Source organism: Streptomyces camponoticapitis (assembly GCF_014646115.1).
GTDB classification, from domain to species: domain Bacteria; phylum Actinomycetota; class Actinomycetes; order Streptomycetales; family Streptomycetaceae; genus Streptomyces; species Streptomyces camponoticapitis.
Window position 1 is genome coordinate 318125 of sequence record NZ_BMMV01000008.1, and the last position, 24590, is coordinate 342714.

Below are 24590 nucleotides of genomic sequence, written 5' to 3' on the forward strand. Positions count from 1 at the left end.
ACGCCGTACCTCCGGTCGGACCTCACCTGCTCAGCCCTTCGCGGGGGCCACACCGGTGGCGGGTGTCCCCCGCGTGATCAACGGGTATCAGTTTTACCGACAGGACGTCGGGAACCAGTTGACTTAGGTAAGCCTAAGTAGGAGGATCGGCGAAGGCAAGCGCCCATGCTGCCCCGCCGGATCTCGGTCTGGTACTTCCGTCCCCATCGGCCCCCGGAGGCCCGCCTTGGACGCAACCGCCACCGCACCCACCCCCTTCTCGACGATGATCCGTGTCGCCTCGCACGAGAAGCACACCGAGGTGAACACCTCGACCTTCATGAGCGACCTGCTGGGCCAGAGGTTCGGGGTGGAGGCGTACACGCGCTACACCGAACAGCTCTGGTTCGTGTACCGCGCGCTGGAGGACGCCGCAGGGACCCTCGAAGGGGATCCGGTCGCCGGCCCCTTCCTCCGGCCCGAGCTGATGCGCACCGACGCCCTGGAGCGCGACCTGACGCATCTGCGCGGCGCCGGCTGGCGCGAGGGGCTGGAGCCGCTGCCCGCCACCGCCGCGTACGCGGCCAGGATCACCGAGTGCGCCCGCATCTGGCCCGGCGGCTATGTGGCCCACCACTACACCCGCTATCTCGGGGACCTCTCCGGCGGTCAGGTCGTACGCGACATGGCCGAGAAGACCTGGGGCTTCGCACGCAAGGGCGACGGCGTCCGCTTCTACGTCTTCGACGAGATCGGCAATCCGGCCGCGTTCAAGCGCGTCTACCGCGACCTGCTGGACGCGGTCCCGTTGGACGACCTGGAGAAGCAGCGCGTCATCGAGGAGTGCAAGCGGGCGTTCGAATTCAACGGGGACGTGTTCCACGAGCTGGAGGGCGAGTTCCCCCTCAGCGCCTGAGGAGGATGACGCCGGGGACCGCGTTCAGCGCGGCGGGAGCAGGCGGACGCGTCCACCGACCTCGATCGAGCCGTCAGGGCCGGGGGCCGTGAGGATCTGCGACCCCCGGCCCTGCGTGATGTTCAGCGCCCGCCCCAGCTCGGCGGTGAGCAGCAGGGCCGCCGCCCCCGTCGCCTCGTCCTCCACGATGCCGTCGTCGCGGCGCGGGAAGGCACGCGCCCTGACCCGGCCGGCGGACTCGTCCTCCCACGCCCACGCGTAGAGCCAGCCCTCGCCCGGCGGCGGCGCGGGAAGGGCGTTGACCTCGGCGGCCGTCCCGTAGCGGCACAGGGTGCGCGGCGGGGCCCATTCGGGGCGTGCCGTGATCCAGGTGAACTCACCGTCCTGGCGCACCCACACCTCGCCGACGGGCGGGTTGACCAGTTCCAGGTCGAGCAGCCACGCGGCGCCCACGAGGGGGTGTCCGGCGAACGGCAGCCGTACGCCGGGGGTGTAGATGTCCACGTACCCGCGCTCCGGGTCGTCCACGAACACGGTCTCGCTGAAGCCGAGTTCGGCGGCGAGCGCCTGGCGGGACGCCTCGTCGGGGTAGTCGCGGCCGTGGCGTACGACTCCGAGCCGGTTGCCGTGCCGCCCGTCGCCCGCGCAGAAGACGCTCAGTACTTCGATGCCGCCGCTGCCGATGTCAGTCACGCAGGCATTGAAACATCAGCCGTCGAACATCAGGTGCGAGGTGTGCCGGACGGGGCGGGGCCGTACCGCAACCCGCCCGGTACGGCCCCGCCCTTGAAAGTGACCGACGGCTCAACTCGCCTGTCAGACCTCGCCGGTGGCCGGGTTACGGCGCCGGGCGGCATAGACGGCCGCGGCGCCCGCGACCGCGAGCGCGCCCGCCGCGCCGGCCAGCGCGCCGGCCGGAACCTCGGAGCCGGTGCTCGCGAGATTCCTGACGCCGCCCGCGGAGCCGCCGACGGTGCCACCGCCCGCCGTGCCGCCGGTACCGCCCGTGGTGCCGGCGCCGTCCGTCGTACCGCCCGTGCTGCCACCAGTGCCGCCCGTGCCGCCGGAGCCGCCCGGAAGCTGGGCGTCGTCCGTGAGGGAGACGGCCGCGGTGACGGTGTCGAGCGCCTCCCCCGCCTGGTACATGCCGCCGAACGCCTTCGTGCCGTCCGCGGTGAGCGAGGCGGGCACGGCGTCAAGGGTGACGACACCGTCCTCGGCCGCCAGGTCACCGGCCGGCAGGGCGAGTGTGGCGATGGTCAGGTCCTCGTAGGTGGAGACCTCGTGCGTCTGACGGTCCTTGGTGCTGACGTCCGCGACGAGCGTGCCCTTGCCGTCCTCGACCTCGGCCTCCAGACCGCTGAGCTTGAGGTCGAGGACGTACGCGCCCTCCTCCTCGTGGCCCAGGAAGCGGACGGATCCTTCGAATCTCGCCGAGAGCGTCTGCGCGTCGGCGTCGAAGGAGCCGGTGCCCTTCGGGAAGCGGTAGGCCTCGCCCGGCTGGGTGGCGCCGGCCGCGAGTTCGACCTTGCCCTTGGCGATGGGGCCCGTCACATATGTACGGAAGCTCTTCTTGACGCCCCAGTCGAGATTGCCGTCGACGATCGCGCCGTCCACGACGGCCGGGTCCGTCGGCTCATCGGTGGGCTTGTCCGTCGGCTCATCCGTCGGCTCATCCGTCGGCTCATCGGTCGGCTCATCTGTGGGTTCGTCGGTGGGTTCGTCGGTGGGGGGCTGGGCCGCCGTCACGGAGAGCGTCGCCGGGTCCAGTTGGACACTGGCGGCGTAGAAGCCCGCGAACGCCTCGGAGCCCTCCGCCGTCAGCTTGGCGGGGATGTCCTTGAAGACCATCGCGCCGTTCTCGCCCTGGCCCGGCCGGACCGCCGTCAGATCCAGATCGGCGATCGGCACGTCGTCACGTGTCGCGGACTCGCCCTCGGTCACGCTGGTGACGTCGGCGGTGATCTCCCCGTCCTCGCGGCCGGTGTTGACCTTCACATCGCTCAACTCGATGTCGAGGACGCCGTGGTGACCCTCGAAACGCACGCTTCCTTCGAAGGCGGTGGCGGTGGCGTGCGTGCCGGTGTCGTAGGTGCCCGTGCCGTCGGTGAAGGTGAACACGCCGTTGCCGGCGGCCTGGGTGGCACCGTCGGCGGCCGTGATCTTCCCACTGGCGACGGGCGAGAGCAGGTACTTGCGGAAGGACTCCTTGAAGCCCCACTCCAGGGTGCCGTCCTTCAGTTCGAGCTGCGGCGCGGCGGGGGCGCCGGGCGCCGCGGGTGCGGCCGGGGCGCTGCCCGACGCGAACGCCGGGACGGCGAGGGCGGTGGCGCCGATGGCCACGACGGTGGCGACTGCCGCGGCGAGGGCTAGGGGACGACGGTTGGCTGGCATGTTCGGGGGTCTCCTCGATGAGTGGGAACGCGCTGAAGGAGTGGGGGGTGGGGCGGGGGAAAGGAGGTCAGATTCCGCCGGAGCCGTGACCGGAGCCGGAGCCGGGGCCGGGGCCTGTGTCCGGGCCGTCGGCCGCCGTCGTGCCGCGGCGCCGTACGCCGACGTACACCGCCAGCGCGGCGGCGAGCAGCACGCCCACGCCGATCCCCCCGTAGGTCAGGGCACGGGAGGAAGAGGAGGCGGAGGCGGACGCGGCATCGTCCGCCTCCGCCGGCTTGGGGGAATCGCCTGTCGCCGTAAGGGAATCGGGCTCGGCGGACGCCTCGGCGTCGCTGCCCAGATCGGGCAGCGCGGGCAGCTTCGCCTTCCTGTCCACGGCGAAGGCGAGTGAGACGGGGTCCATCGCGGTGCCCGCCTTGTACAGGGACCCGAAGGCCTCGGCACCGGCCTCGGTGAGCGTGGCGGGGGCCTCGGTGAGTGCGGCGAGACCGTTCTTGGGGGTGAGGTCCGCGGCGGCGAAGGTGACCAGCGGGACGGCCTTGGCCGGCGCCCCGCCCTCGCTCGCGACATCGGCGGCCAGGGTGCCCTTCCCGCCCTTCACCTGGACGCTGATGCCGCTCAGCGTCAGGTCCAGCCGGTTTCCGGTGAAGCGGACGCTGCCCGCGAAGTCGGCGACGAACGTCTGCTTCTTCGTGTCGTACGCGCCCTTCCCCTTCGGGAAGCGGAAGAGCGCGCCACCGTCCTGCGCCCCGCCGCCGAGCGTCCAGCGCCCCTTGGCGATGGAGCCGGTGACGTACTCACGGAAGGTACGGCGTACGCCCCAGTCGACGGCCGCGTCCTCCAGAGCGCCCTTCGCCCGCTCGCGCTCCGCCTTGTCGGTGCCCTCGTCCGCGTCCTTGTCCGTCCCGGCCGGTTTCGGCGCGGGCTTCTCGGCCGGTGCCTTCGCGGCGGCCACGTCCACGGAGAGGCTGACCGGATCGAGGGGCGTGCCCGCCGTGTAGTAGCCGGCGAAGGCGGTGGCGCCCTGTGCGGTGAGCGTGGAGGGGACGTTGCTGAGGGCGACCGGGCCGGCGCCGCCCCTCATGTCGATCCCGCCGAGATCGAGTGTGGCGAGCGGGACCTGCGACGACGTGGTGATCTTGCCGCTCCCCTTGGCCTTGCTGGTCATGTCGGCGTGCAGGATGCCCCGGCCGCCGGAGATCCGGACCGTGGGCCTGCTGATGGTGAGGTCCAGCTCGTGCGATCCGTCGGGCTCGGTGTGGCCGACGAACCGGACGCCCCCGCTGAATCCGGCGCTCAGCGCGCCGCTGCCGGGGTCGTACGTCCCCGAGGCGGAGTGGAATCTGAACCGGCTGCCGCCCACGGTCGCCGCTCCCCCGGTCAGGCTCCAACTGCCGCCCGCGATGGGCCCGGTGACATAGCTCTGGAACGAGGACCTGATCCCCCAGTCGAGCCTGCCGCCCTGCACGGCGCGGGTCGCCGCGTGAGCCGTGGCCGCCGGGAGCAGGGCCCCGAGGAGCGCGGCGAGCAGCGCGACGGCGAGAGCGCGCGCCGGTCTGGACGACAGCATCTGAGATCACTCCTACGTAGGAGACGGCGGCGGCCATGGGCACGCCGAACCAGCCCGGTTGAAGGACCCCGGGTCTGGTAAGCAAGGTAAGGCTAACCTAAGCTATCTCCAGCCCGGTTCGGAACCCTTCCGTCCCGGGCGCCTCAACGGGACTCCACACAACGACGGGACGGTGCACTCCGTGCGCACTCAACGCCTGGCGGGCGCAGTCATCTCGGTGCTCACCCTCGCCCTGCTCGCCACCGGCTGCGCCGGCAACGACGGCGGCGGAAGCGGCAGCGGCGGCAGCGGCGGCGGGACCGCGAATCGCGCGGGGGCCGCCGCCACCGCAGACCGGATCGAGCCGCCGGCCACCGTCCCCGAGCCCCGGCTGCCGGTCACCGTGGACTCCGCCGACGGCACGAAGGTCACCGTCACCTCCGCCGACCGGCTCGTCCCCCTCACCGGTTCGCTCAACGAGATCGTCTTCACCCTCGGGCTCGGCGAGCACGTCGTGGCCCGTGACATCACCGCCACCTTCGAACAGGCCGAGAGACTCCCCGTGGTGACCCGCGCGCACGACGTCTCGGCCGAGAGCGTCCTCTCCCTCAGGCCGACACTCGTCATCGCCGAGACCACCACCGGACCGGCGGAGGCCGTCGACCAGATACGGGACGCCGGAATCCCCCTGCTCGTCGTGGAGCCCGCGAAGAGCCTGGACGATGTCGGAAAACGCATCACGACGGTGGCGCACGCGCTGGGCGTGGACGCGGCGGGCGAGGAGCTGAGCTCGCGTACGGCCGAGCGGATCGCCGCCGTACAGAAGCGGATCCCGGCACCGGCCGACGGCGCGAAGCCGCGCGTCGCCTTCCTCTATCTGCGCGGCTCGGCGTCCGTCTATCTGCTGGGCGGCCGTGATTCCGGGGCGAGTTCACTGCTGGAGGCGGCCGGCGCCGTCGACGCGGGCAAGGAGTCCGGCCTCGACAAGGACTTCACCGCGATCACCAGCGAGGCACTGGCGAAGGCCGCGCCCGACGCGATCCTCCTGATGACCAAGGGACTTGAATCGGTGGGCGGTCCCGACGGACTGGTGAAGATCCCGGGCGTCGCCGAGACACCCGCCGGTCTCGACCGCCGTTTCCTCTCCGTCGACGACGGCGTACTGCTCAACTACGGGCCCCGTACGGACCAGGTGCTCGCCTCCCTGGTCGAGCAGCTCTACCCGGACGGCGAGTGACATGACGGCCGCACCCACCGCGACCACCGCGCCTCCGGACACCTCCCCGCCCACGGCCACGCCGAAGAGACAGCCTCAACGGCGCGGCAGCACCTGGCTGTTGACTGCCGGGCTGCTCGGTGCGCTGCTCGTGCTCTGTCTGCTCTCCGCCGGGCTCGGCGCGTACGACATCCCGCTCGGCGACGTCCTCTCCTCCGTCCGGCACCGGATCGGGCTCGGCGGCGCCGCGCTCGAACGGGTCCCCGAGAGCGTCCTGTGGAACGTCCGGCTGCCGCGCGTCGTCCTCGCGCTGCTCGTCGGCGCCTCGCTGGGCTGCGCGGGCGCCCTGATGCAGGGCGTGTTCGGCAACCCGCTCGCCGAGCCCGGTGTCATCGGCATCTCGTCGGGCGCGGCGGTCGGCGCCGTCGCGTCGATCGCGCTCGGCCTGAGCTTCTTCGGCAACTGGACGGTCACCGCCTGCGCGTTCGTCTCCGGGCTTCTGACGGTGCTCCTCGTGTACGCGATGTCCCGCTCCGGCGGCCGTACGGAGGTGGTCACGCTCATCCTCACCGGCATCGCGGTGAACGCCTTCGCGGGCGCGCTCATCGGGCTGTCCATCTTCTTCGCCGACAACGCGCAGATCAGCCAGATCACCTTCTGGCAGCTCGGTTCGTTGGCCCAGGCGACCTGGCCCAAGGTGCTCGCCGTACTGCCGTGCGCGCTCCTCGGTCTGGCCGTCGCGCCCTTCTACGCACGGAAGTTGGACCTCCTCGCGCTGGGTGAGCGGCCGGCCAGGCATCTGGGCGTGGATGTCGAACGGCTCCGGGTCGTCCTCGTCCTGGTCGTCGCGCTGCTGACGGCGGCCGCCGTCGCGGTGGCGGGAATCATCACCTTCGTCGGCCTGCTGGTCCCGCATCTGCTGCGGATGGCGAACGGCCCCGGCCACCGCTTCCTGGTGCCGGGCAGCGCGCTCGGAGGCGCGCTGGTCCTGGTGGCGGGCGACCTTGCGGCCCGCACGGTGGCGGCCCCGGCCGAACTGCCCCTGGGTGTCCTGACGGCGCTCTTCGGCAGTCCGTTCTTCTTCTGGTTGCTGCGCAGGACCCGGCGCAGGCAGGGGGGTTGGGCATGAAGGGCGCCACCCCCGGCCGGGGGTCCGGGGGTTGTCCCCCGGGAAAGCACAGTTGGTTGCTGCGCAGGACCCGGCGCAGGCAGGGGGGTTGGGCATGAGGGCCGGCACGGTCGTGAAGGCCGCGGCGCACAGCGTGGTGCGGAATCTGTTCGCCGTACGGGGCCGGGAGCTGCCCGCGCCCGTCGCCCACGGGAACGTGGTGGCCGAGGCTCGGGGGCTGCGGGTACGGCTCGGGGGGCGGGACGTTCTCGGTGGCGCGGACGGCGGGGTCGACCTGGTCGTACGCGCCGGTGAGGTGCTGGCGCTCGTCGGACCCAACGGGGCGGGCAAGTCGACGCTCCTGGCCGCGCTCGCGGCGGACCTCGATCCGGCCGTCGCGGACGGCGGGGTACGGATCGCCGGCCGCCCCGCCCGGAACTGGTCTGCGCCCGAACTCGCCCTGCGCCGGGCCGTGTTGCCGCAGGCAGCCACGCTCTCCTTCCCGTTCCCGGTGGCGGAGGTCGTCCGGATGGGCCGCGCCCCCTGGGCGGGCACGGCGTCGGAGGGCGAGGACGACGCGGCCGTGGCCGAGGCGATGGAGGCCACCGAGGTCGGCGAGTTCGCCCGGCGCCCCTTCTCCGCCCTCTCCGGCGGCGAACGCGCCCGCGTCGCGCTCGCCCGGGTGCTCGCCCAACGCGCCCCGCTGCTCCTGCTCGACGAGCCGACCGCCGCTCTCGACCTGCGCCACCAGGAGTTGGTGCTGCGCGTCTGCCGGGCCCGTGCGGCGGCCGGTGACGCCGTCGTCGTCGTGCTGCACGACCTCGGACTGGCCGCCGCGCACGCCGACCGGGCGGCCGTCCTGCACGAGGGACGCATCGTGGCGGACGGCCCGCCGGCCGATGTCTTCGACGGCCAACTCCTCAGCCGTGTCTACCGGCAGCCCGTCGAGGTCTTCCCGCATCCGCGCACCGGGACCCCGCTCGTGGTGCCGATGCGGACCGGTAGGGTTCGGACGGTCAGTGGGGGTCACGGAGCAGAAGGCGACCGATGAGAAGGCCGATTCGGGCAGCGGGGCTGGCGATAGCGATGTCGCTGGTCGCGAGTGGATGTATGACGGTCCACGGTGAACTGGCGGTACTGCCGGGTGCGGAGAAGTCCGAGGCGGCCCAGGCCCTCGCGGATTTCACCGAGGCGTACAACAAGGCCGACAAGGCGTACGACCCGGGGCTGGACGCCGGCCGGGTCACCGGTGCGCTCGGCGCGATCAACCAGGCCGGGCTCAAGGCCAGAAGCATCACCGATCCCGAGGGCAACGACCGGCACCAGCCGCTGGAGTTGACCGACGCCAAGTACCTCATCCCCAAGAAGGCCGGCTGGCCGCGCTGGTTCGTCGCCGACACCGACAGCAACCGGGACAAGGACGACGGCCCCGGCGACAACCGCTGGGTCCTGGTCTTCGTACGCAACGGCGCCGACCAGCTGTGGGAGGTCGCCTATCTCGCGATCCTCACGCCGGACGAGTTCCCCGAGTTCAAGACCGACAAGGACGGCTTCGCCGAACCGGCGCCCGCCGACAGCGAGACACCGGCGGTCGCTCCCGGGGACGTGGGCGCCGAGTACATCTCGTACCTGAAGGACGGCGAGCCGGAGCACTTCGCGCCCGGTCCGCACACCGACGAGTGGCGGGACATCCGCGCGAAGAACGCCAAGCTGCCCGGCCTCACCATCCAGTACAGCGATCAGCGCCTGGACACCGGGGACTTCGCGCCTCTCGCCCTCGCCACGAAGGACGGCGGCGCGCTCGTCTTCTTCGCGATCAAGTACTTCGACCGGCAGACGGCCGCCGTGGGCTTCACCCCGACCGTGAGCGCCGATGTGAAGGCGCTGATGACCGGGGAGGTGGACGACACCCTCACCAAGGAGTGGGTGTCGAGCCAGGCGGCGCTGGTGAAGCCGGCCGGGACGGACGCGGACCAGGTGAACGTGGTGAGCAGGCTGCAAGGGGTGATAGGGGCCGAAGGCTCCTGACACCCCTCGCAGGGGCGCGCCCCGAGGAGCGCGGACCGTCCGTCCGGTGACGGGGTCCGGCTCCGTTGGTCAGCGGCCGAGTGGCCAGGCCACCGGGTGCGGGTCCAGCTCGTGATTCTCGCCCGCGTACCGCGCGCACGCGTCGGTCAGCGACTCCAGCAGCGTCAGCGGGTCCGGCAGCGGATGCTCCGGTCCCCGCAGCCAGGTCATCGACAGCTCCCCGGGCAGTCTCGCCGGCGGTACGAGGACGTAGCTGCCCCGGCAGTGCCAGCGGAAGCCGGGATGCTCGTCCATCGTCTCGGGGTGGCAGTCCAGTTCACAGGGCCACCACTCGTCCTCGTCCTCGGGCGTGCCGCGGGTGGCGGTGAAGAAGAGCATCCGGTCGCCGCCGGAGTCGGCCACCGGACCGACGTCGATGCCCGCGCCGAGCAGCCGCTCCAGCGCCCTGCTGCCCGCCTCCAGCGGGACGTCGAGTACGTCGTGGACCAGACCGGTCGCGGTGATGAAGTTGGCCTCGGGCTGGTTCCTGGCCCAGCGTTCGATCTGGGCCTCGTCGGTCGTGGACTGTGTCTGCCAGGCGAAGGAGATGGGATGTCTGGCGGGGGTGGGGCAGCCGATGCGTTCGCACGAACATCGGTAGCCGATGGGGTGCGCGGCGGGCGAGACGGGCATACCGGCGGCGGCCACCGCGAGCAGCAGTGCCAGGCGGGCGTCGGGGTCCTGGGGGGATGCCGGACCGTCGTCGGTCCTTCTGGCGAGTCGGCGCAGCCACTGGGAAACCCTGCCCTCAGTGCCGCGGTAGCGGCCGAAATCGTCGCCCATCTATCCCCTCACCTCATGCATCGGCCCTCTCGGACTCTTCCATGTTCGCACCATCCTGCGCTTCGGGGGGCCGCACTCCTCAACCGGGGTGGGGAGGCGGATGCCCTTCACCGGGCGTCATCCCGGGCTATTTCGGGAAATCAGCCACCTATGCGGGCGATGGGTGCCGGTGGTGTTCGACACATTCGGCCCGGCCGGGAACTCGTCCCGTACGGGCCGGGATTCCGGTACGGCACTCAGTGCCGTGAGACGCCCCGCCGGGGCCCGCGGAAGCCGACGGAGCCGATGGGCCGGTCGGGCTACTGATCCGATGATCTCGGTGCCAGTCCGTTCAGCGCGTAGTCGACCAGCGAGTCCGCGTACTCGTGGGTGAGCGGCAGCGTCCGCAGCAGCCAGCGGTGCACGATCGGGCCGGTCAGCAGCTCCATCGCGGTGCGCGGGTCGATGTCGTCGCGTACGGTCCCCGCCTCCTGCGCGGCCCGCAGCCTGCGTACGTAGAGGGCGGCCTGCGGCTCCAGGAGCTTCTCCGCGTACTGGGCGCCGATCGCCGCGTCCACGATGCCCTCGGCGGCGAGCGCGCGGGTCGGCGCCTCGAACGTCGGATCGTTCAGCTCGTCGACCGTGGCGCGCAGCACCAGCTTCAGATCCGCGGCGAGGTCGCCCGTGTCCGGGATGTCGTACGCGCCGTCGGCGCCGCCGGCCGCCTCCGCGGCCTGTTCGCTCAGGTCGAGGAAGGCTTCGAGGAGTACGGCGGCCTTTGAGGGCCACCAGCGGTAGATCGTCTGCTTGCCGACGCCCGCGCGGGCCGCGATGCCCTCGATCGTCGTCTTCGCGTAGCCGGCCTCCCCCACCAGGGACAGGGCGGCGGCGTAGATCGCGCGGCGTGACTTCTCGCTGCGGCGGGTGGAATCCGGTGCCTTGCTTTCAGCCATTTCCCCAGCCTATCAGGACAACGAGACGCACCGTCTCGCCCACTCCGTCCCGCACCCCGTTACCGACGCGCCGTCCGGGTGCCGCCTGGGGGCCGACCGGGTGCCGCCTCCCCTCCCGTGCCGCTCCGTGAACCACCCGAACGGATCACTGCGCGAACGCCCTTCGGGGCGGACCATGGGTCGACGCACACACCCCGTGCGATCCCATCGTTCGTGAGGAGCCCTAGTTGCCTCGTGACGCCTCGCCCCGGCGCTATCTGATGTGCCCACCGGCGCATTTCAGAGTGACGTACTCGATCAACCCGTGGATGGATCCGTCGAAACCGGTGGACCTTCCGCTGGCCCTCGCGCAGTGGGAGGTGCTCCGCGACCGCTACCGCGCTCTCGGTCACACCGTCTCGCTGCTCGAACCCCGACCCGACCTGCCCGACATGGTGTTCGCGGCCAACGGCGCCACCGTCATCGACGGCCGCGTGCTCGGCGCGCGGTTCGCGCACCCCGAGCGCACGCGGGAGGCGGAGGCGCATCTGGCCTGGTTCCGCGCGCGCGGCTTCACCGAGATCCATGAGCCGGCGCACATCAACGAGGGCGAGGGCGACTTCGCCGTCACCGGCTCGTACATCCTGGCCGGACGCGGTTTCCGGTCCAGCCCGCTCTCGCACGACGAGGCACAGGAGTTCTTCGGCCGGCCGGTGATCGGCCTCGATCTGGTCGATCCGCGCTATTACCACCTGGACACGGCGCTCTGTGTCCTGGACGACGCGGCCGACGAGGTCATGTACTACCCGGGCGCGTTCTCGCGCGGCAGCCGGGCCGTCCTCGCCCGGCTCTTCCCGGACGCGCTGATCGCCGAGGAGACGGACGCGGGGGCCCTCGGGCTCAACGCGGTGAGCGACGGCCGCCATGTGCTGCTGCCGCAGGCGGCGGCCGGGCTCTTCGCACCGCTCAGACGCCGGGGCTACGAGCCGATCGCCATGGACCTGGGCGAGCTGCTCAAGGGCGGCGGCAGTGTGAAGTGCTGCACGCAGGAGCTGCGCCAGGAGCAAGAGCTGGACGTACGGCGGGAGTTGCTGCTCTCAGCCTGATTCCGGCGCGCTCGTGGGCGCGTCGTGCGGCGGCCAGGCGTCGCCCCACGACGCGTCGCGCGCGGCCCGGTAGAGCGGCCCGTGCCGCTTGCTCACCGTCTCGCGCCGCAGCCCCTCCGTCTCCGTGCAGAGGTCGAGCAGCATCTGCCCCTTGCGGGTCTGCGGCTTACGGATCACCCGCGCCCGTACCGGCTCCGCGTCGAAGCGCACCGCCGCCACATAGCTGAACTTCTCGTCCTCGTAGGCCAGCGAGCCGCCCTTGACCTGCCGGTGCAGCGACGACCGGCTGACGCGGGCGGCGAAGTGGCACCAGTCCGTGCCGGATTCGATGGGGCAGGCGCCGCTGTGCGGGCAGGGCGCCGCGACGCGCAGCCCCGCCCCGATCAGCAGGTCGCGGGCCTCGATGACGCGCGCGTAGCCGTCGGGCGTCCCCGGCTCCACGATCGCCACGGCCTGTCCGGCGCGCGCGGCCTCGGCGACGAGGGCGCCGCGATCGGCCTCGGTGAGCTCGCCCAGGACGTACGAGACGGTGACGAGGTCGCACTCGGGGAGTTTCAGACCGGTGCCGATCCTCGTACGGCGCCACTCGGCGTCCCGCAGCGCGGGCGCGCCGGATTCGGCGGCCAGCTCGCGGCCGAGGGCGAGCGCCGGTTCGGCCCAGTCCAGCACGCTCGTGGTGCGCCCGCCGTCCCCCCCGCCGTCCGGCCAGGTCGCCTCGGCCGCCCACACCGCGGCCCCGGTACCCCCGCCCACGTCCACATGGCTGCCCGGCGCCCACCCGGGCGCGGCGTCGGCGAGCGCGTCGAGCGCGGACCGTACGGCCTCGAACGTGGCCGGCATCCGGTACGCGGCGTAGGCCGCGACGTCGGAGCGGTCACGCAGCAGCGGCGTGCCGGTCGGGGTGACTCCCCGGTAGTTGGCGATCAGCCGCTCGACGGCCTGGGCGGCCTTGCTCGGCGGCAGCCCGTCGAGCAGTCCCGCGAGAGCGGCGCGGAGGACTTCGGCGGTGCGGAGGGAGGCGTTCACCGCCGAAATTGTAGGCGCCCGGGGTGTGGCCGGAATCCGACTGTCCGACACTCGGCGGGCACGGAACGGGGACGGAATCGGGACAGCACCGAACTGCGGCGGGCGCCTACCCAGTTGCTACGCTGACGGCCGTTGCCGCTCCATCGCCACACCGTGCTCGCGGGGGGACCAAGTTGTCGTTTTACCGTGCTCGCGGTCTGACGCCGATGTCCTTGATGACCAAGCGGCAGAAGATCGTGCGCATCACGCTCATCGCCGGGGTGCTGATCCTGGTGATGCTGCTCGTCCTCGCCAGCTGCGGCGGCACCAAGGACGACGCCAAGCCCCGCAAACCGGTGGCGAGCTCCGGCCCCGAGACTCAGCTGAACGTGCCCGACGCCTACAACACCCGGCGCGGCTGGGAGATCGAGGACGTGTCGCCGCAGTACGCGGTCGCCTCCGCCACCGGTCTCGTCGCGTATCTGGCGCGGGTCGACGACAACCGGTACCAGCTGCGCACCCAGTACACCGAGACCGGGAAGTCCGGCTGGTCGGGCCAGGCGTGGCGGCCCCTGGCGCCGGTGGACCGGTACCCCCGGCTGCTGTCGGTGACCAAGGGCGACAAGCAGTACTTCGTGACCTGGTCGTACGGGCGCCTCGGCGAGTACGCCCTGGCGTCGGCCGACTCGCTCGTCTCCCTCGACGTGTACGACGCGACCACCGGTGAGCAGCGGCGCGTCGAGGTGCCCTGGACGGACGCGCCGACCGTCACCGGCACCGGCCCCGGCATTCTGATCAGCGACGGCAAGGCCGTCAGCGCGGTCGTGGACCCGTCGACCGGCGAGGTGTCCCGGACCGCGCCGGGCTCGCTCGGCTTCCCGAAGGGCTGCCCGAACTGCAAGAAGCTGACCGAGGTACGCGGCGTGACCGCCAGCGGCCTGCTGGTGAGCGGCGCGAAGGAGTTCTGGGTACGGGGCGGCTGGTTCAGCAGGAAGGTCGCGCCGAAGGGCACCGAGCCGACCTCCGGAGTGCCCGCCTCCATGTCGGCCGAGCATGTGCTGGCGAAGTGGCAGAAGAAGAAGGGCGCGAAGGACGCGGCCACCCACGAGATGTGGGTGGTGCACGCCCTGGACACCGGCAAGATGGTGGCGCAGGTGCGGTGCCGTAAGCCCGCGATCAATCCGGGCGCCGAGCCGCAGCTCGTCTCCTCCCCCGACGGCCGCTACCTCATCGCGGGCAGGCTCGCCTTCGACCTGGACGAGAAGAAGGCGTTCTGCTTCGAGGAGTCGGACGGCACCAGGCCGCTGACACTGACGTCGGTGACGGACACGGGGGTGGCGTACGGGGCGACGAGCGCCCGTAACGTGACGGACGCCCTGTCCGGCGGCGGCGATCCCGTACAGGTGAGTCTCACCACCGGTGAGCCCGAGCCGCTGCCGCTCAATGTGCGGCTGCCGAGCGGGGACGCGAACGGGGTGGGGCTGTTCCGCTGGACGGACGGAGGCGACCGCCCGCATCTGATCGCCTATCTGCGGCGCGACGAGGGCTGAGCCCCGAGAACCGGGCCCCCGTCGGGTCGCCGACCCGGGAGAGGGCTCAGGGACCGACGGGCTGGGCGGCGCGGTGCTGCGGCTGCCACGGGCGGCACAGCGCCAGGAAGCAGACCAGCGACCCGACGCCGCACACCACCTGCACGACGGCCATGGGCACCGCCGTCTCCTCGCCCGCGATCCCGACGAGCGGTGACGCGACGGCGCCGATCAGGAACGATGCCGTACCGATGAGGGCCGAAGCCGACCCGGCGGCGTGCGGGGTCCGCATCAGCGCCAGGGCGTTCGTGTTGGGCATCGCGAGGCCCATGGCCGACATCAGGACGAACAGCCCGGCCGCGACCGCGACGAGCCCGGGCTCGCCGAACACCCCGCTGGTCATCAGCAGCAGCGCCGCCCCGGCGAGCGTGATGACGACCAGGCCGACGGTCAGCACCTTGTCCATGCTGACCCGGCCGACGAGCAGCCGGCCGTTGATCTGCCCGACGGTGATCAGACCGATGGAGTTGATGCCGAAGAGCAGGCTGTAGGTCTGCGGCGAGGCGCCGTAGATCTCCTGGACCACGAACGGCGAGGCGGCGATGTACGCGAAGAGGGCCGCGAAGGCGAGCCCGCCCGCCAGCATGTAGCCGGTGAAGACGCGGTCGGCGAGCAGCCCGCGCATCGTGCTGAGCGCTTCGCCGACGCCGCCGCTGTGCCGCTTCTCGCTCGGCAGCGTCTCGTGCAGCCACTTCACGACGACGAGGGTCAGCGCGATGCCGACGACCGTCAGGACGACGAAGATGCCGCGCCAGTCCGTGACCTGGAGCACCTGGCCGCCGATCACCGGGGCGATCACCGGCGCGACGCCGGAGATCAGCATCAGCGTGGAGAAGAACCGGGCCATCTCGACACCGTCGTAGAGATCACGTACGACGGCACGGGCGATCACGATGCCCGCCGCGCCCGCCAGCCCCTGGAGAAGCCGGAAGCCGATGAGCAGTTCGACGGTGGGGGCCAGGGCGCAGATCGCGGTGGCGAAGACGTACACGACCATGCCGAGCAGCAGCGGCTTCCGGCGTCCCCACCTGTCACTCATCGGTCCCACGACCAGCTGGCCGAGGGCCATACCGGTCAGACAGGCGGTGAGGGTGAGCTGCGCGGTGGCCGCCGACGAGCCGAGGGCGCGGGTGACGGCGGGGAGCGCCGGGAGGTACATGTCCATCGACAGCGGCGGGAGTGCGGTGAGCCCGCCGAGGACGAGAGTGACCACGATTCCGGCGCGTCGCGCGGCGGGGATGTCGACGCCGGTGCCGCTCCCCGTCGCGGCCGGAGAGCTGGGTATGTGCCCTTTGCGTGCGCGTGTGCTCTGGCCGCCGTCCGGCATTCACATCTCCATGTAGTTGAAACCCTCCCTATGCTCTCAGCTCTGGCCGAGTGGTCGAGACCTTTTTATGTAAGGGGCATATATGACGGCGGAACAAGACAGAAACGGCGTGGCCGGGACCGGCGACGGCACGACGCGGTGGGGCATCCTCGCCACGGGCGGCATAGCCGCGACGTTCACCGCGGACGTGCGGCGCATGGCGGGCGCCGAAGTCGTCGCTGTTGCCTCGCGGAGCGAGGCGTCGGCGAAGGCGTTCGCCGACCGGTTCGACATCCCACGGGCGTACGGCGACTGGGCCGGGCTCGTCGCCGATCCGGACGTGGACGTGGTGTACGTCGCGACGCCGCACTCCGCGCACCGCGCCGCGGCGGGGCTCGCCCTCGAAGCGGGGAAGCCGGTGCTGTGCGAGAAGGCGTTCACGCTCAACTCCCGCGAGGCCGGCGAGTTGGTGGCGCTCGCACAGGAGCGGGGTCTCTTCCTGATGGAGGCCATGTGGATGTACTGCAGCCCGGTGATCCGCCGGATGACGGAGCTGATCGCGGACGGGGCAATCGGTGAAGTCCGCACGGTGCAGGCCGACTTCGGGCTCCAGGGTCCCTTCGGTCCCGAGCACCGGCTGCGTGATCCCGCGCTCGGCGGCGGCGCGCTGCTGGACCTCGGGGTCTACCCGGTGTCGTTCGCGCAGCTGATTCTGGGCGAGCCCGACCGCGTACAGGCCGACGCGCTCCTCTCGCCCGAGGGTGTGGATCTCAACACGGGGATGCTGCTGGGCTGGGAGTCCGGGGCGACGGCTCTGCTCAGCTGCTCGGTGACCGCCGGGACGCCGTCGACCGCGACGGTCACCGGCACGGCGGGCCGGATCGAACTGCCGAGCGGCTTCTTCGCACCGGACGCCTTCGTACTGCACCGGGACGGGCGGGAGCCCGAACAGCACACGGTCGAGAGCGGGTTGACGGGGATGCAGCACGAGGCGGCCGAGGTGATGCGGTGCCTGCGGGCCGGGGAGACGGAGTCGCCGCTGGTGCCGCTGGACGGCAGCCTGGCCGTGATGCGGACGCTCGACGCGGTACGTGAGCGGGTCGGCGTCCGCTACCCGGTGGACGAGGCGGCCTGACGGGAGGCGCGGTCCGGCCGGGCGGCGAGGCGCCCGCCGCCCGGGAGTACCGCCGCCCCGGAGTACGGCACAGACTCCCGCCTACGGCACAAAAGGGCGCCGCCGCCGAGATCCGGGCCCATTGTCCGCTTATGGGTTACCTTGTTCGCCGCGACTGGTGGAGAGCTCCGCTCTCTCCGGCGCTTGGCCGCCGGTTCCGTCGGCCGTCGCACCGGCAGGCAGCGTGGCGTGCCCGCCGTCACCGGCAGGAGGAAGCCGTGATCCGGGAAGAGGCGGCACGCAGCCGTGCCGGCCGCGTTCGCCCCGCTACCGCACCCGCTCCCCGGGCCGGCTGAGCGCCGTGCCGCGGCCCGCCGACTCCGACTCCGGTCCCGACTCCGGTCCCGACCCCGGGTTCGGCGCCCTGGACGGACTGATGACCGTGGTCATGCGCGAGACCGACGCGTCGATCGCTCTGCTGTATCTGCTGCCGCCCGGTGAACAGGTGTTGTGGCTGACGCTGGTCTCCGGCGTGTCACCGCGGGTCGCCGCGCCCTGGCACCGTGCCCCTCTGGACGTGTCGAGCCCCGTCGTGGACGCCGTCCGGCAACGGCACCCGGTGTGGCTGGGCAGCCAGGGGGAGATGTCCGGCCGCTACCCGCAGCTGGGCATCGTGGTGCCGTACGACTTCATGCTCGCCGCGCTGCCGGTGACCAGTGGAACCCGGGTGTGGGGCGGTATCGCACTGGTGTGGCCCGTCCGGCACCCCCCGGGGCTCCGTCCGCGCGACAGCGAGGCGCTCTCCGCCTTCTGCCGGAACGCCGCGGGGTTGCTGGAGCGGGCCCACGACCGAGGCCGTCCGCTGCTGCCCCCGCGGGAACCGCGGTCGCTGCCCGTGGCGTCGGGCCGGCCCGATCCCGCCCGTGCCACGGCCGCGCTCCGCTTCACCGAGCGCCTTCCGCTCGGCTGCTGCGAGCTGGACCTCGACGGCAAGGTGACGTTCATCAATCCCGCCGGGGCCGATCTCGTGGGCGTCGATCCGGTCGCCCTCCTGGGCAACTACCCCTGGGAAGTGCTGCACTGGCTGAACGGTCCGGTGTTCGAAGACCGTTTCCGATACGCGGTGATCGCCCGCCGGTCCACCTCGTTCACCGCCGTTCGCCCACCCGAGACACCGCTTCTCTTCGAGCTGTACCCCGGCGGCAGCGGTATCAGCGTGCACATCACACCCGCCACCGGCCAGGAGCACGTCACCTCCCAGGAGGCCCCGTCGGAGGGCGAACCGGTCGGTGCGATGGGGCTGTACCACCTGACGCACATGTCGGCCGTACTCGCCGAGGCCGTGGGCGTCCAGGACGTGGTCGATCTCGCCGCCGACCAGATCGTGCCCGGCTTCGGCCCGCAGGGCCTGGTCCTCCTGCTGGTCGAGGAGGGCCGGCTGCACGCCATCGGTCAGCGCGGCTACAGCACCGAGTTCGTCGACCGCATCGACGGTGCGCCCCTGACCTTCCGCAGCCCGGCCACGCGCGCCCTGGCGACCGACGCCCCCAGCTTCTTCCCGACCTTCGACGACTTCCTGCGCGACTACCCCGATGCGCCCCGCTACCGGAACAGGAGCGCCTGGGCCTTTCTGCCGCTGACCGCCTCCGGCCGCCCCATCGGGTCCCTGACTCTCTCCTACGACCAGCCCCGCTCGTTTCCCCCGGCCGAACGCGCCATCCTCACCTCACTGGCCGGGCTCATCGCGCAGGCCCTGGACCGCGCCCGTCTCTACGACACCAAACACGCCCTCGCCCACGCCCTGCAGACCTCCCTGCTGCCCCGCGCGCTGCCGGGCGTCGACGGCCTGGACGTCGCCGCCCGCTATCTTCCGGCCGGCCGGGGCACCGACGTCGGCGGCGACTTCTACGACCTCGTCTGCGGCACGACCACGGTCACGGCCGCGATCGGCGACGTCCAGGGCCACAACACCGCTGCCGCCGCCCTCATGGGGCAGGTCCGCACCGCCGTCCACGCCCACGCGAACGCCGATACGCCTCCGGGGGAGCTCCTCGCGCGTACCAATGTGCTCCTCGCGGACCTCGACGCCGGGCTGTTCACCAGTTGTCTGGTCGCCCGCCTCGACCTCGCCCACAACCGCGTCCATCTCGCCAGCGCCGGGCACCCGCCGGCCGTGCTCCGCCATCCCGGCGGAGCCACCGAAGTTCTCCGCGTGCCACCCGGACTGCTGCTGGGCATCGAACCCGACGGCGAATACCCCACCACCGGACTCCCGTTTCCACCCGGCTCGGTACTCGCCCTCTACACCGACGGGCTCGTGGAGATCCCCGGCACGGACATCGACGACATCACCGACGACCTCGCGCGGCGCGTCGGCCGGGATCAAAGCAGGGACCTCGACCAGCTCGCCGACGCCCTCATGCGCCATGCCGAGGAGTCCGCCCCCCGGCTGGACGACATCGCTCTCCTGCTGCTCCGCCGTCGGGCCGACTCCTGACCGGGCGGCCGGACGCCGGACGGAAGGCGGACCGGTGCCGTCGGCGGCCTTCGCCGACGGCACCGGCCCGCCCCTTCCTGATGAGGCGGAGCGTCAGACGGGCTTGAGGCCCGGGTCGCCCGCCTCGGTCACGAAGGAGCCGGCCGTCGAGAGGGGCGCGCCGGGCGTCGTGACGGCGGACACCGTCTTGAAGTCGGCCCGCGCCTGCTGCTTGCCGAGCGTGACGGTCACATAACCGCGCCGCCCGTTGTAGAACTTCATGTGCGGGTTGGCGGTGGTCTGGTTCTCCCAGCTGGCGGGCTTGTCGGCGCCGTCCTTGCCGCTGGCGATGGAGGTGGCGACGACCTCGGTGCCCACGGTGCGGGAGGCGGGGTCGTTGAAGTCGGCCTTGAGGTCGAAGCCGTAGCCGACGTGCACATCGCCGGTCAGCACCATCAGGTTGTCGAGACCGGCCGCCTGGGCGCCGTCCAGGATCCGCTGCCGGGACGCCGGGTAGCCGTCCCAACTGTCCATCGACAGCTTGAAGTTCTCCCCAGGAACGTCACGGCGCTGCGCGAAGGTGACCTGCTGCGGCAGCAGGTTCCAGGTGGCGCGGGACTGCTTCCAGCCGTTCAGCAGCCACCGCTCCTGCGTCTCGCCGGTCAATGTACGCGTCGGGTCCTCGGACTCCGGGCCCGGAACCTGCCAGCCGTCCCCGTACGCCTGGTTGGAGCGGTACTGGCGGGTGTCGAGGATGTCGAACTGCGCGAGGCGCCCGAAGTGCAGCCGGCGATAGAGCTGCATGTCGGGTCCGTCGGGCTGCTGCGGGGCGCGCAGCGGCTGGTTCTCCCAGTACGCGCGGTAGGCGGCGGCCCTGCGCAGCAGGAACTCCTCCGGCGGGACATCGTTCTCGGGCGTCTCGTCCGCGTAGTTGTTCTCCGTCTCGTGGTCGTCCCACGTGACGATGAAGGGGTGCGCGCCGTGCGCGGCCATCAGGTCCGGGTCGGACTTGTAGAGGCCGTAGCGCAGCCGGTAGTCCTCCAGCGTGATGGTCTCGCGGTTGTAGTGCGCGGGCAGCCGCCTGTCGGTGTAGTTGCGGGCGCCGCCGACCGCCGTGACGGCGTACTCGTAGAGGTAGTCGCCGAGGTGGATGACGACGTCGAGGTCCTCGGCGGCCAGGTGCTTGTACGCGGTGAAGTAACCGTCGTGGTACGCCTGGCAGGAGACGGCGGCGAGCTTGAGCTCACCGATGTTCGCGGAGCGCGCGGGGGCGGTACGGGTGCGGCCGACCGGGCTGATCCACTTGCCCGCGCGGAAGCGGTAGAAGTAGAAGCGGTCCGCGTCCAGGCCGGGGACCTCGACGTGGACGCTGTGGTCGAACTCCGGGTGGGCCGTGGTGGTTCCGCGTCTGACGACACGCGTGAACCGCTCGTCGTGGGAGACCTCCCAGCGCACGGAGACCCTGGCCCGGGGCAGACCGCTGTCGGCCTGGTACGGGCTGGGCGCCAGACGGGTCCAGAGCAGTACGGAGGCGGGCTGCGGGTCGCCCGAGCCGACGCCCAGGGTGAAGGGGTCGCTCTTGATCTTCGAGGCGTCCAGCTCGGCGGCGCTCGCCGTGCCCGCCGTGGGCAGGTTGACGGCGAAGGCGAGCGCGGCGGCCGCGCCCGTGACGGTGAGGAAACGGCGGCGGCCGAGGTGGGCCGCGGCGGCCCTCATCTCGGGCGAGTGCGCGGCGGTCCCACTGCTGGACATACCTGTGCGTGCGGGTGTCATGTGATGTGCCCCTCCCCTGACGGCTGTTGTCAGAGGAAGTGCAGCCGGGCGTGACGTCCGATCGTTGTCGGGTACACAACATCGGGATGTCCGCCTGATGAGTTCCCCGTGCGCCTGTTATATGCCACCGCCAATTGCGCCCGGTCACGGCTCGCCGGTCCCGTATGCCCGCCGCGCCTCCTCCCGTACGCTGCGGCCCCATGGATGCTGAGCGGAAGATCGCTGTGGTGACGGGAGCGGGTTCGGGCATCGGGCGGGGCGTCTCCGTCGCCCTGACGGGCGCGGGCTGGTCGGTCGTACTCGCGGGGCGGAAGGCCGAACGCCTTGAGGAGACGGCCGCGATGGCGGCGGAATCGGCGTCCGGGACGGCCGGTACGGTGTGCGTCCCGACGGACGTCGCGCGCCCGGAGGACGTGGACGCGCTCTTCGGGACGGTGCGCGAGCGGTACGGCCGGATCGACTTCCTCTTCAACAACGCGGGCACGTTCGGCCCCGGCGGCGTACCGCTGGAGGAGCTGCCCTACTCGGCGTGGCGCAAGGTCGTCGACACCAACCTGACAGGCTCGTTCCTGTGCGCGCAGGCGGCGTTCCGGCTGATGAAGGACCAGGACCCGCAGGGCGGCCGGATCATCAACAACGGCTCCATCTCGGCGCATACGCCCCGGCCGCGGTCGGTGGCCTACACGGCGACGAAGCACGCGCTCACGGGCCTCACCAAGTCGCTGTCGCTGGACGGCCGTCCGTACCGCATAGCGTGCGGCCAGATCGACATCGGCAACGCGGCCACGGACATGACCCAGCGGATGGGGCTCGGCGTCCCGCAGGCGAACGGCGAACTGGCCGTGGAGCCGGTGATGGACGCGGCGGACGTGGCGACGACAGTGCTGCACATGGCGGAGTTGCCCCTGGAGGCGAACATCCAGTTCGCGACGGTACTGGCGACGGCGATGCCGTTCATCGGGCGGGGCTGAGGGGCGGCGCGAGGGCGGCGCCGGGGCGGCGCGGAGGGAATGCCTCCCCGTCGCCCGTCGTTGGCACGCGCATGAGCGAACCGACACTGACCGGCGAAGTCCTGCGCTACACCGCCTTCTCGACCGATCCCGCCGGCGGCAACCCCGCCGGCGTCGTGCTCGACGCGTCCCGGCTCACGGACGACGCGATGCTCGCGATCGCCGCCGACCTCGGTTACAGCGAGTCGGCGTTCCTGACGGCGCCCGCGCCGGACGGTGCCGGGGAGCCCGGGCGCGCGTTCACCATCAGATACTTCAGCCCGAAGGCCGAGGTCCCGTTCTGCGGGCACGCCACCGTCGCCACCGCGATCGCGCTGGCCGAACGGATCGGCGCGGGCGACCTGGTCTTCGAGACACGCGCCGGGACCGTACCGGTCACGGTCGCCGCCACGCGGGACGGCGGTCCGCTGCGGGCGACCCTCACCAGCGTCGAGCCGCACGTCGAGGAGGTCGAGGAGGCCGACCTCACCGAGGCGCTGGCCGCCCTCGACTGGCCGGCCGGTGATCTCGACCCGGACCTGCCCCCGCGCATCGCGTACGGCGGGGCCCGCCACCTCGTCGTCGGCGCGGCGACCCGGGCCCGACTGGCGGACCTGTCCTACGACTTCGCCCGCCTCGAAGCGCTGATGCACCGGCTGGACCTGACCACGGTGCAACTGGTGTGGCGCGAGTCGGCGGACGTCTTCCACGTACGCGACCCGTTCCCGGTGGGCGGCGTGGTCGAGGACCCGGCGACGGGCGCCGCGGCGGCGGCGTTCGGGGCGTACGCGCGTGAACTCGGCCTTGTCCCCGACACGTCGGTGCTCACCCTCCACCAGGGCGTGGACATGGGCCGGCCCGGCGTCCTGACCGTGGAACTGCGCGCGGGCGACGCGCGCGTGCGGGTGTCCGGGGCGGGGACGGCCATCCCGGCGGAGTCGCTCTAATGCGTGTCCGGCGGATCTTCCCGGCCGGGGCCGATCGCGGCAGTCCCAGGCCGGGCCGGGGGTGAATGCGCCTGTGGCGCAACAGCCGCGCGATTCGGGTGAGTTGGGCCGCGCTCAGCGGGCCGGACCCGGGCGTGGGGCCGGGGTCCGCGACGCGTAGGCGACCGGCCGGACGCCCGGGACCCGCACCGGCGGGGAGCGTGCGACTCACTCCACCGGCTCGCGCTGCTACCCACGCGCCCCATCCCGCCCGCCTATGCTCACGGCATGGAGCAGAGCGAGGTCCTGAAGCGCGTGATCGCCATCCTGACGCAGGCCGGTGACTGGCAGCGTCGACTTGAGGAGGACACCGGTCAGGAGCAGGACATGGACGCCGAGATGGGCGTCGTGACCGAACTGCTCAACGAGACGATGCCGCGCGTCGAGGTGCCGGCCGACGCGACCCCCGAAGAACTCAGCACCCTGCTCGGCCGGGAGGTCGGCGGCGCGGTGGAGCAGCTCGTGGGAGCGTTCACGCTCGCCTTCGTGACCCTGGCCCGGGTGCACGACGCCGGCGGCCCCGAGGTCTCCTCGGCCGACATCCTCCAGGATCTGGCGCTGCGCGCCGAGGAGCTGTGACCGGGGCGACCGTCAGCGCCCCCGGTTCCTGGGGTGGTCGCGGGCCGTACGCTCGTTCCCGAATTTGTACGACCCGGTCCACCGCGCCATGACCAACTGCGCGTCCCCGCTCGCGACCTGGGCGAGGAACTTGTCGGCGCGCCCGCCGCGCAGGGTGCCCGCGATCCGCCCCTGATGCGTGATGACGACACTGCCGTCGGCGTGCCGCTCGTAACTGAAACCTGTGGGTGCGGGCATGCCGGGATTCTCGCCCCTGGCCCGCCCGCCGGTCATGTCATTTCACGGCCGGGGGGGACCTGAGGGGCCAGCGGGTGGCAAGCGGCAGACGAGTCGGGCTCTACGCCGGATTCTGTCGCCCGGTCGCCTCGCGGCGGCCGGGGAGACGGCCATCCATCTAGGACCGACGTTGCCGTCGGCCTCGTGCGGTCTACCCGCGGACTCGGGCGGGCAGCCCTCGAACGTCCGCGCAGGACCGTCTCGCGACGGTCCCTCTTGACCTTGCTCCAAGTGGGGTTTACCTAGCCGCCTGAGTCACCTCAGGCGCTGGTGGTCTCTTACACCACCGTTTCACCCTTACCGGGGACCGTCCTCTTCGAAAAGAGCACAGTCCCGGCGGTCTGTTTTCTGTGGCACTGTCCCGCGGGTCACCCCGGGTGGGCGTTACCCACCACCTTGCCCTGTGGAGTCCGGACGTTCCTCGGGAGGATCCGGAGATCCTCACGCGGCCGTCCGCCCGGCTCGTCT

The 24590-nt window shown here is 71.9% G+C and carries 21 protein-coding genes and 1 other RNA gene; 12 read left to right on the plus strand and 10 right to left on the minus strand.

The window, feature by feature from the left end; all coding sequences use genetic code 11:
- Window positions 1–226 precede the first annotated feature (226 nt).
- Entirely contained in the window at window positions 227–895 is a 669-nt protein-coding gene (locus IEY79_RS15675; RefSeq protein WP_189108069.1) for a biliverdin-producing heme oxygenase, read from the plus strand.
- Between the two features lie 24 nt (window positions 896–919).
- On the opposite strand, the gene IEY79_RS15680 is transcribed toward IEY79_RS15675, so the two are convergent.
- From IEY79_RS15680 to IEY79_RS15690, 3 genes are all read right to left on the minus strand, one after another.
- Complete coding sequence (locus IEY79_RS15680) at window positions 920–1588, minus strand: PhzF family phenazine biosynthesis protein (protein WP_189108070.1); 669 nt, start codon at window positions 1586–1588, stop codon at window positions 920–922.
- A gap of 123 nt (window positions 1589–1711) precedes the next feature.
- Window positions 1712–3289 (minus strand): HtaA domain-containing protein, encoded by a 1578-nt coding sequence (locus IEY79_RS15685; protein ID WP_189108071.1) that lies wholly within the window; start codon window positions 3287–3289, stop codon window positions 1712–1714.
- Between the two features lie 67 nt (window positions 3290–3356).
- Window positions 3357–4859 carry an HtaA domain-containing protein gene (locus IEY79_RS15690; RefSeq protein ID WP_189108072.1) on the minus strand — a complete coding sequence of 501 codons (1503 nt, stop codon included), beginning with the start codon at window positions 4857–4859 and terminating at the stop codon, window positions 3357–3359.
- A 181-nt stretch (window positions 4860–5040) separates the two neighbouring features.
- Between IEY79_RS15690 and IEY79_RS15695 the strand changes: the two genes are divergently transcribed.
- The 4 genes from IEY79_RS15695 to IEY79_RS15710 all read left to right on the plus strand — a co-directional run bounded on the left by IEY79_RS15695 (window position 5041) and on the right by IEY79_RS15710 (window position 9190).
- A complete protein-coding gene (locus IEY79_RS15695; protein ID WP_229700885.1) occupies window positions 5041–6075 on the plus strand; it encodes a heme/hemin ABC transporter substrate-binding protein in 1035 nt (344 codons plus the stop codon).
- A 1-nt stretch (window position 6076) separates the two neighbouring features.
- A complete protein-coding gene (locus tag IEY79_RS15700; RefSeq protein WP_189108074.1) occupies window positions 6077–7183 on the plus strand; it encodes a FecCD family ABC transporter permease in 1107 nt (368 codons plus the stop codon).
- Between the two features lie 94 nt (window positions 7184–7277).
- Window positions 7278–8213, plus strand: a complete 936-nt coding sequence (locus tag IEY79_RS15705) for a heme ABC transporter ATP-binding protein (protein WP_189108075.1) — start codon at window positions 7278–7280, stop codon at window positions 8211–8213.
- Window positions 8210–9190 (plus strand): SCO2278 family lipoprotein, encoded by a 981-nt coding sequence (locus IEY79_RS15710; protein WP_189108076.1) that lies wholly within the window; start codon window positions 8210–8212, stop codon window positions 9188–9190. The genes IEY79_RS15705 and IEY79_RS15710 overlap by 4 nt, the downstream gene beginning before the upstream one ends.
- A 69-nt stretch (window positions 9191–9259) precedes the next feature.
- Here IEY79_RS15710 and IEY79_RS15715 read toward each other — a convergent pair whose 3' ends face one another.
- Window positions 9260–10012, minus strand: coding sequence for a bifunctional DNA primase/polymerase (locus IEY79_RS15715; protein WP_189108077.1), 753 nt, complete (start codon window positions 10010–10012; stop codon window positions 9260–9262).
- 299 nt (window positions 10013–10311) lie between these two features.
- Entirely contained in the window at window positions 10312–10944 is a 633-nt protein-coding gene (locus IEY79_RS15720; protein WP_189108078.1) for a TetR/AcrR family transcriptional regulator, read from the minus strand.
- Window positions 10945–11171: 227 nt separating this feature from the next.
- Between IEY79_RS15720 and ddaH the strand changes: the two genes are divergently transcribed.
- Window positions 11172–12029 (plus strand): dimethylargininase, encoded by an 858-nt coding sequence (ddaH, locus tag IEY79_RS15725; protein WP_189108079.1) that lies wholly within the window; start codon window positions 11172–11174, stop codon window positions 12027–12029.
- Here ddaH and IEY79_RS15730 read toward each other — a convergent pair.
- Window positions 12021–13055: a small ribosomal subunit Rsm22 family protein gene (locus IEY79_RS15730; RefSeq protein WP_189108080.1), complete on the minus strand. Its 1035-nt coding sequence runs from the start codon at window positions 13053–13055 to the stop codon at window positions 12021–12023. The two genes, ddaH and IEY79_RS15730, sit on opposite strands and share 9 nt — an antisense overlap.
- A 215-nt stretch (window positions 13056–13270) precedes the next feature.
- On the opposite strand from IEY79_RS15730, the gene IEY79_RS15735 reads away from it, so the two are divergent.
- Complete coding sequence (locus IEY79_RS15735) at window positions 13271–14584, plus strand: hypothetical protein (RefSeq protein WP_189108081.1); 1314 nt, start codon at window positions 13271–13273, stop codon at window positions 14582–14584.
- 46 nt (window positions 14585–14630) lie between these two features.
- On the opposite strand, the gene IEY79_RS15740 is transcribed toward IEY79_RS15735, so the two are convergent.
- Complete coding sequence (locus tag IEY79_RS15740) at window positions 14631–15950, minus strand: Bcr/CflA family multidrug efflux MFS transporter (protein WP_189108082.1); 1320 nt, start codon at window positions 15948–15950, stop codon at window positions 14631–14633.
- A gap of 145 nt (window positions 15951–16095) precedes the next feature.
- Here IEY79_RS15740 and IEY79_RS15745 point away from each other — a divergent pair, with 145 nt between their 5' ends.
- Window positions 16096–17064 (plus strand): Gfo/Idh/MocA family protein, encoded by a 969-nt coding sequence (locus IEY79_RS15745; protein WP_229700890.1) that lies wholly within the window; start codon window positions 16096–16098, stop codon window positions 17062–17064.
- 340 nt (window positions 17065–17404) lie between these two features.
- On the plus strand, window positions 17405–19540 hold the full coding sequence (locus tag IEY79_RS15750) for a SpoIIE family protein phosphatase (protein WP_229700886.1): 2136 nt from the start codon (window positions 17405–17407) through the stop codon (window positions 19538–19540).
- A gap of 93 nt (window positions 19541–19633) precedes the next feature.
- Here the strand turns inward: IEY79_RS15750 and IEY79_RS15755 are convergent, their stop codons facing one another.
- Window positions 19634–21292, minus strand: coding sequence for an alkaline phosphatase D family protein (locus tag IEY79_RS15755; RefSeq protein ID WP_189108084.1), 1659 nt, complete (start codon window positions 21290–21292; stop codon window positions 19634–19636).
- Window positions 21293–21492: 200 nt separating this feature from the next.
- Here IEY79_RS15755 and IEY79_RS15760 point away from each other — a divergent pair, with 200 nt between their 5' ends.
- The 3 genes from IEY79_RS15760 (at window position 21493) to IEY79_RS15770 (ending at window position 23846) form a co-directional block, all read left to right on the plus strand.
- On the plus strand, window positions 21493–22263 hold the full coding sequence (locus IEY79_RS15760) for an SDR family oxidoreductase (RefSeq protein WP_189108085.1): 771 nt from the start codon (window positions 21493–21495) through the stop codon (window positions 22261–22263).
- 71 nt (window positions 22264–22334) lie between these two features.
- On the plus strand, window positions 22335–23228 hold the full coding sequence (locus tag IEY79_RS15765) for a PhzF family phenazine biosynthesis protein (protein ID WP_189108086.1): 894 nt from the start codon (window positions 22335–22337) through the stop codon (window positions 23226–23228).
- A 267-nt stretch (window positions 23229–23495) separates the two neighbouring features.
- The gene (locus IEY79_RS15770) at window positions 23496–23846 is read left to right on the plus strand and encodes a hypothetical protein (RefSeq protein WP_189108087.1); all 351 of its coding nucleotides are present in this window, start codon (window positions 23496–23498) and stop codon (window positions 23844–23846) included.
- 12 nt (window positions 23847–23858) lie between these two features.
- Here IEY79_RS15770 and IEY79_RS15775 read toward each other — a convergent pair whose 3' ends face one another.
- Entirely contained in the window at window positions 23859–24083 is a 225-nt protein-coding gene (locus IEY79_RS15775) for a hypothetical protein (RefSeq protein WP_189108088.1), read from the minus strand.
- An 85-nt stretch (window positions 24084–24168) separates the two neighbouring features.
- Window positions 24169–24587: RNase P RNA component class A (gene rnpB, locus IEY79_RS15780), an RNA gene on the minus strand.
- Window positions 24588–24590 lie beyond the last annotated feature (3 nt).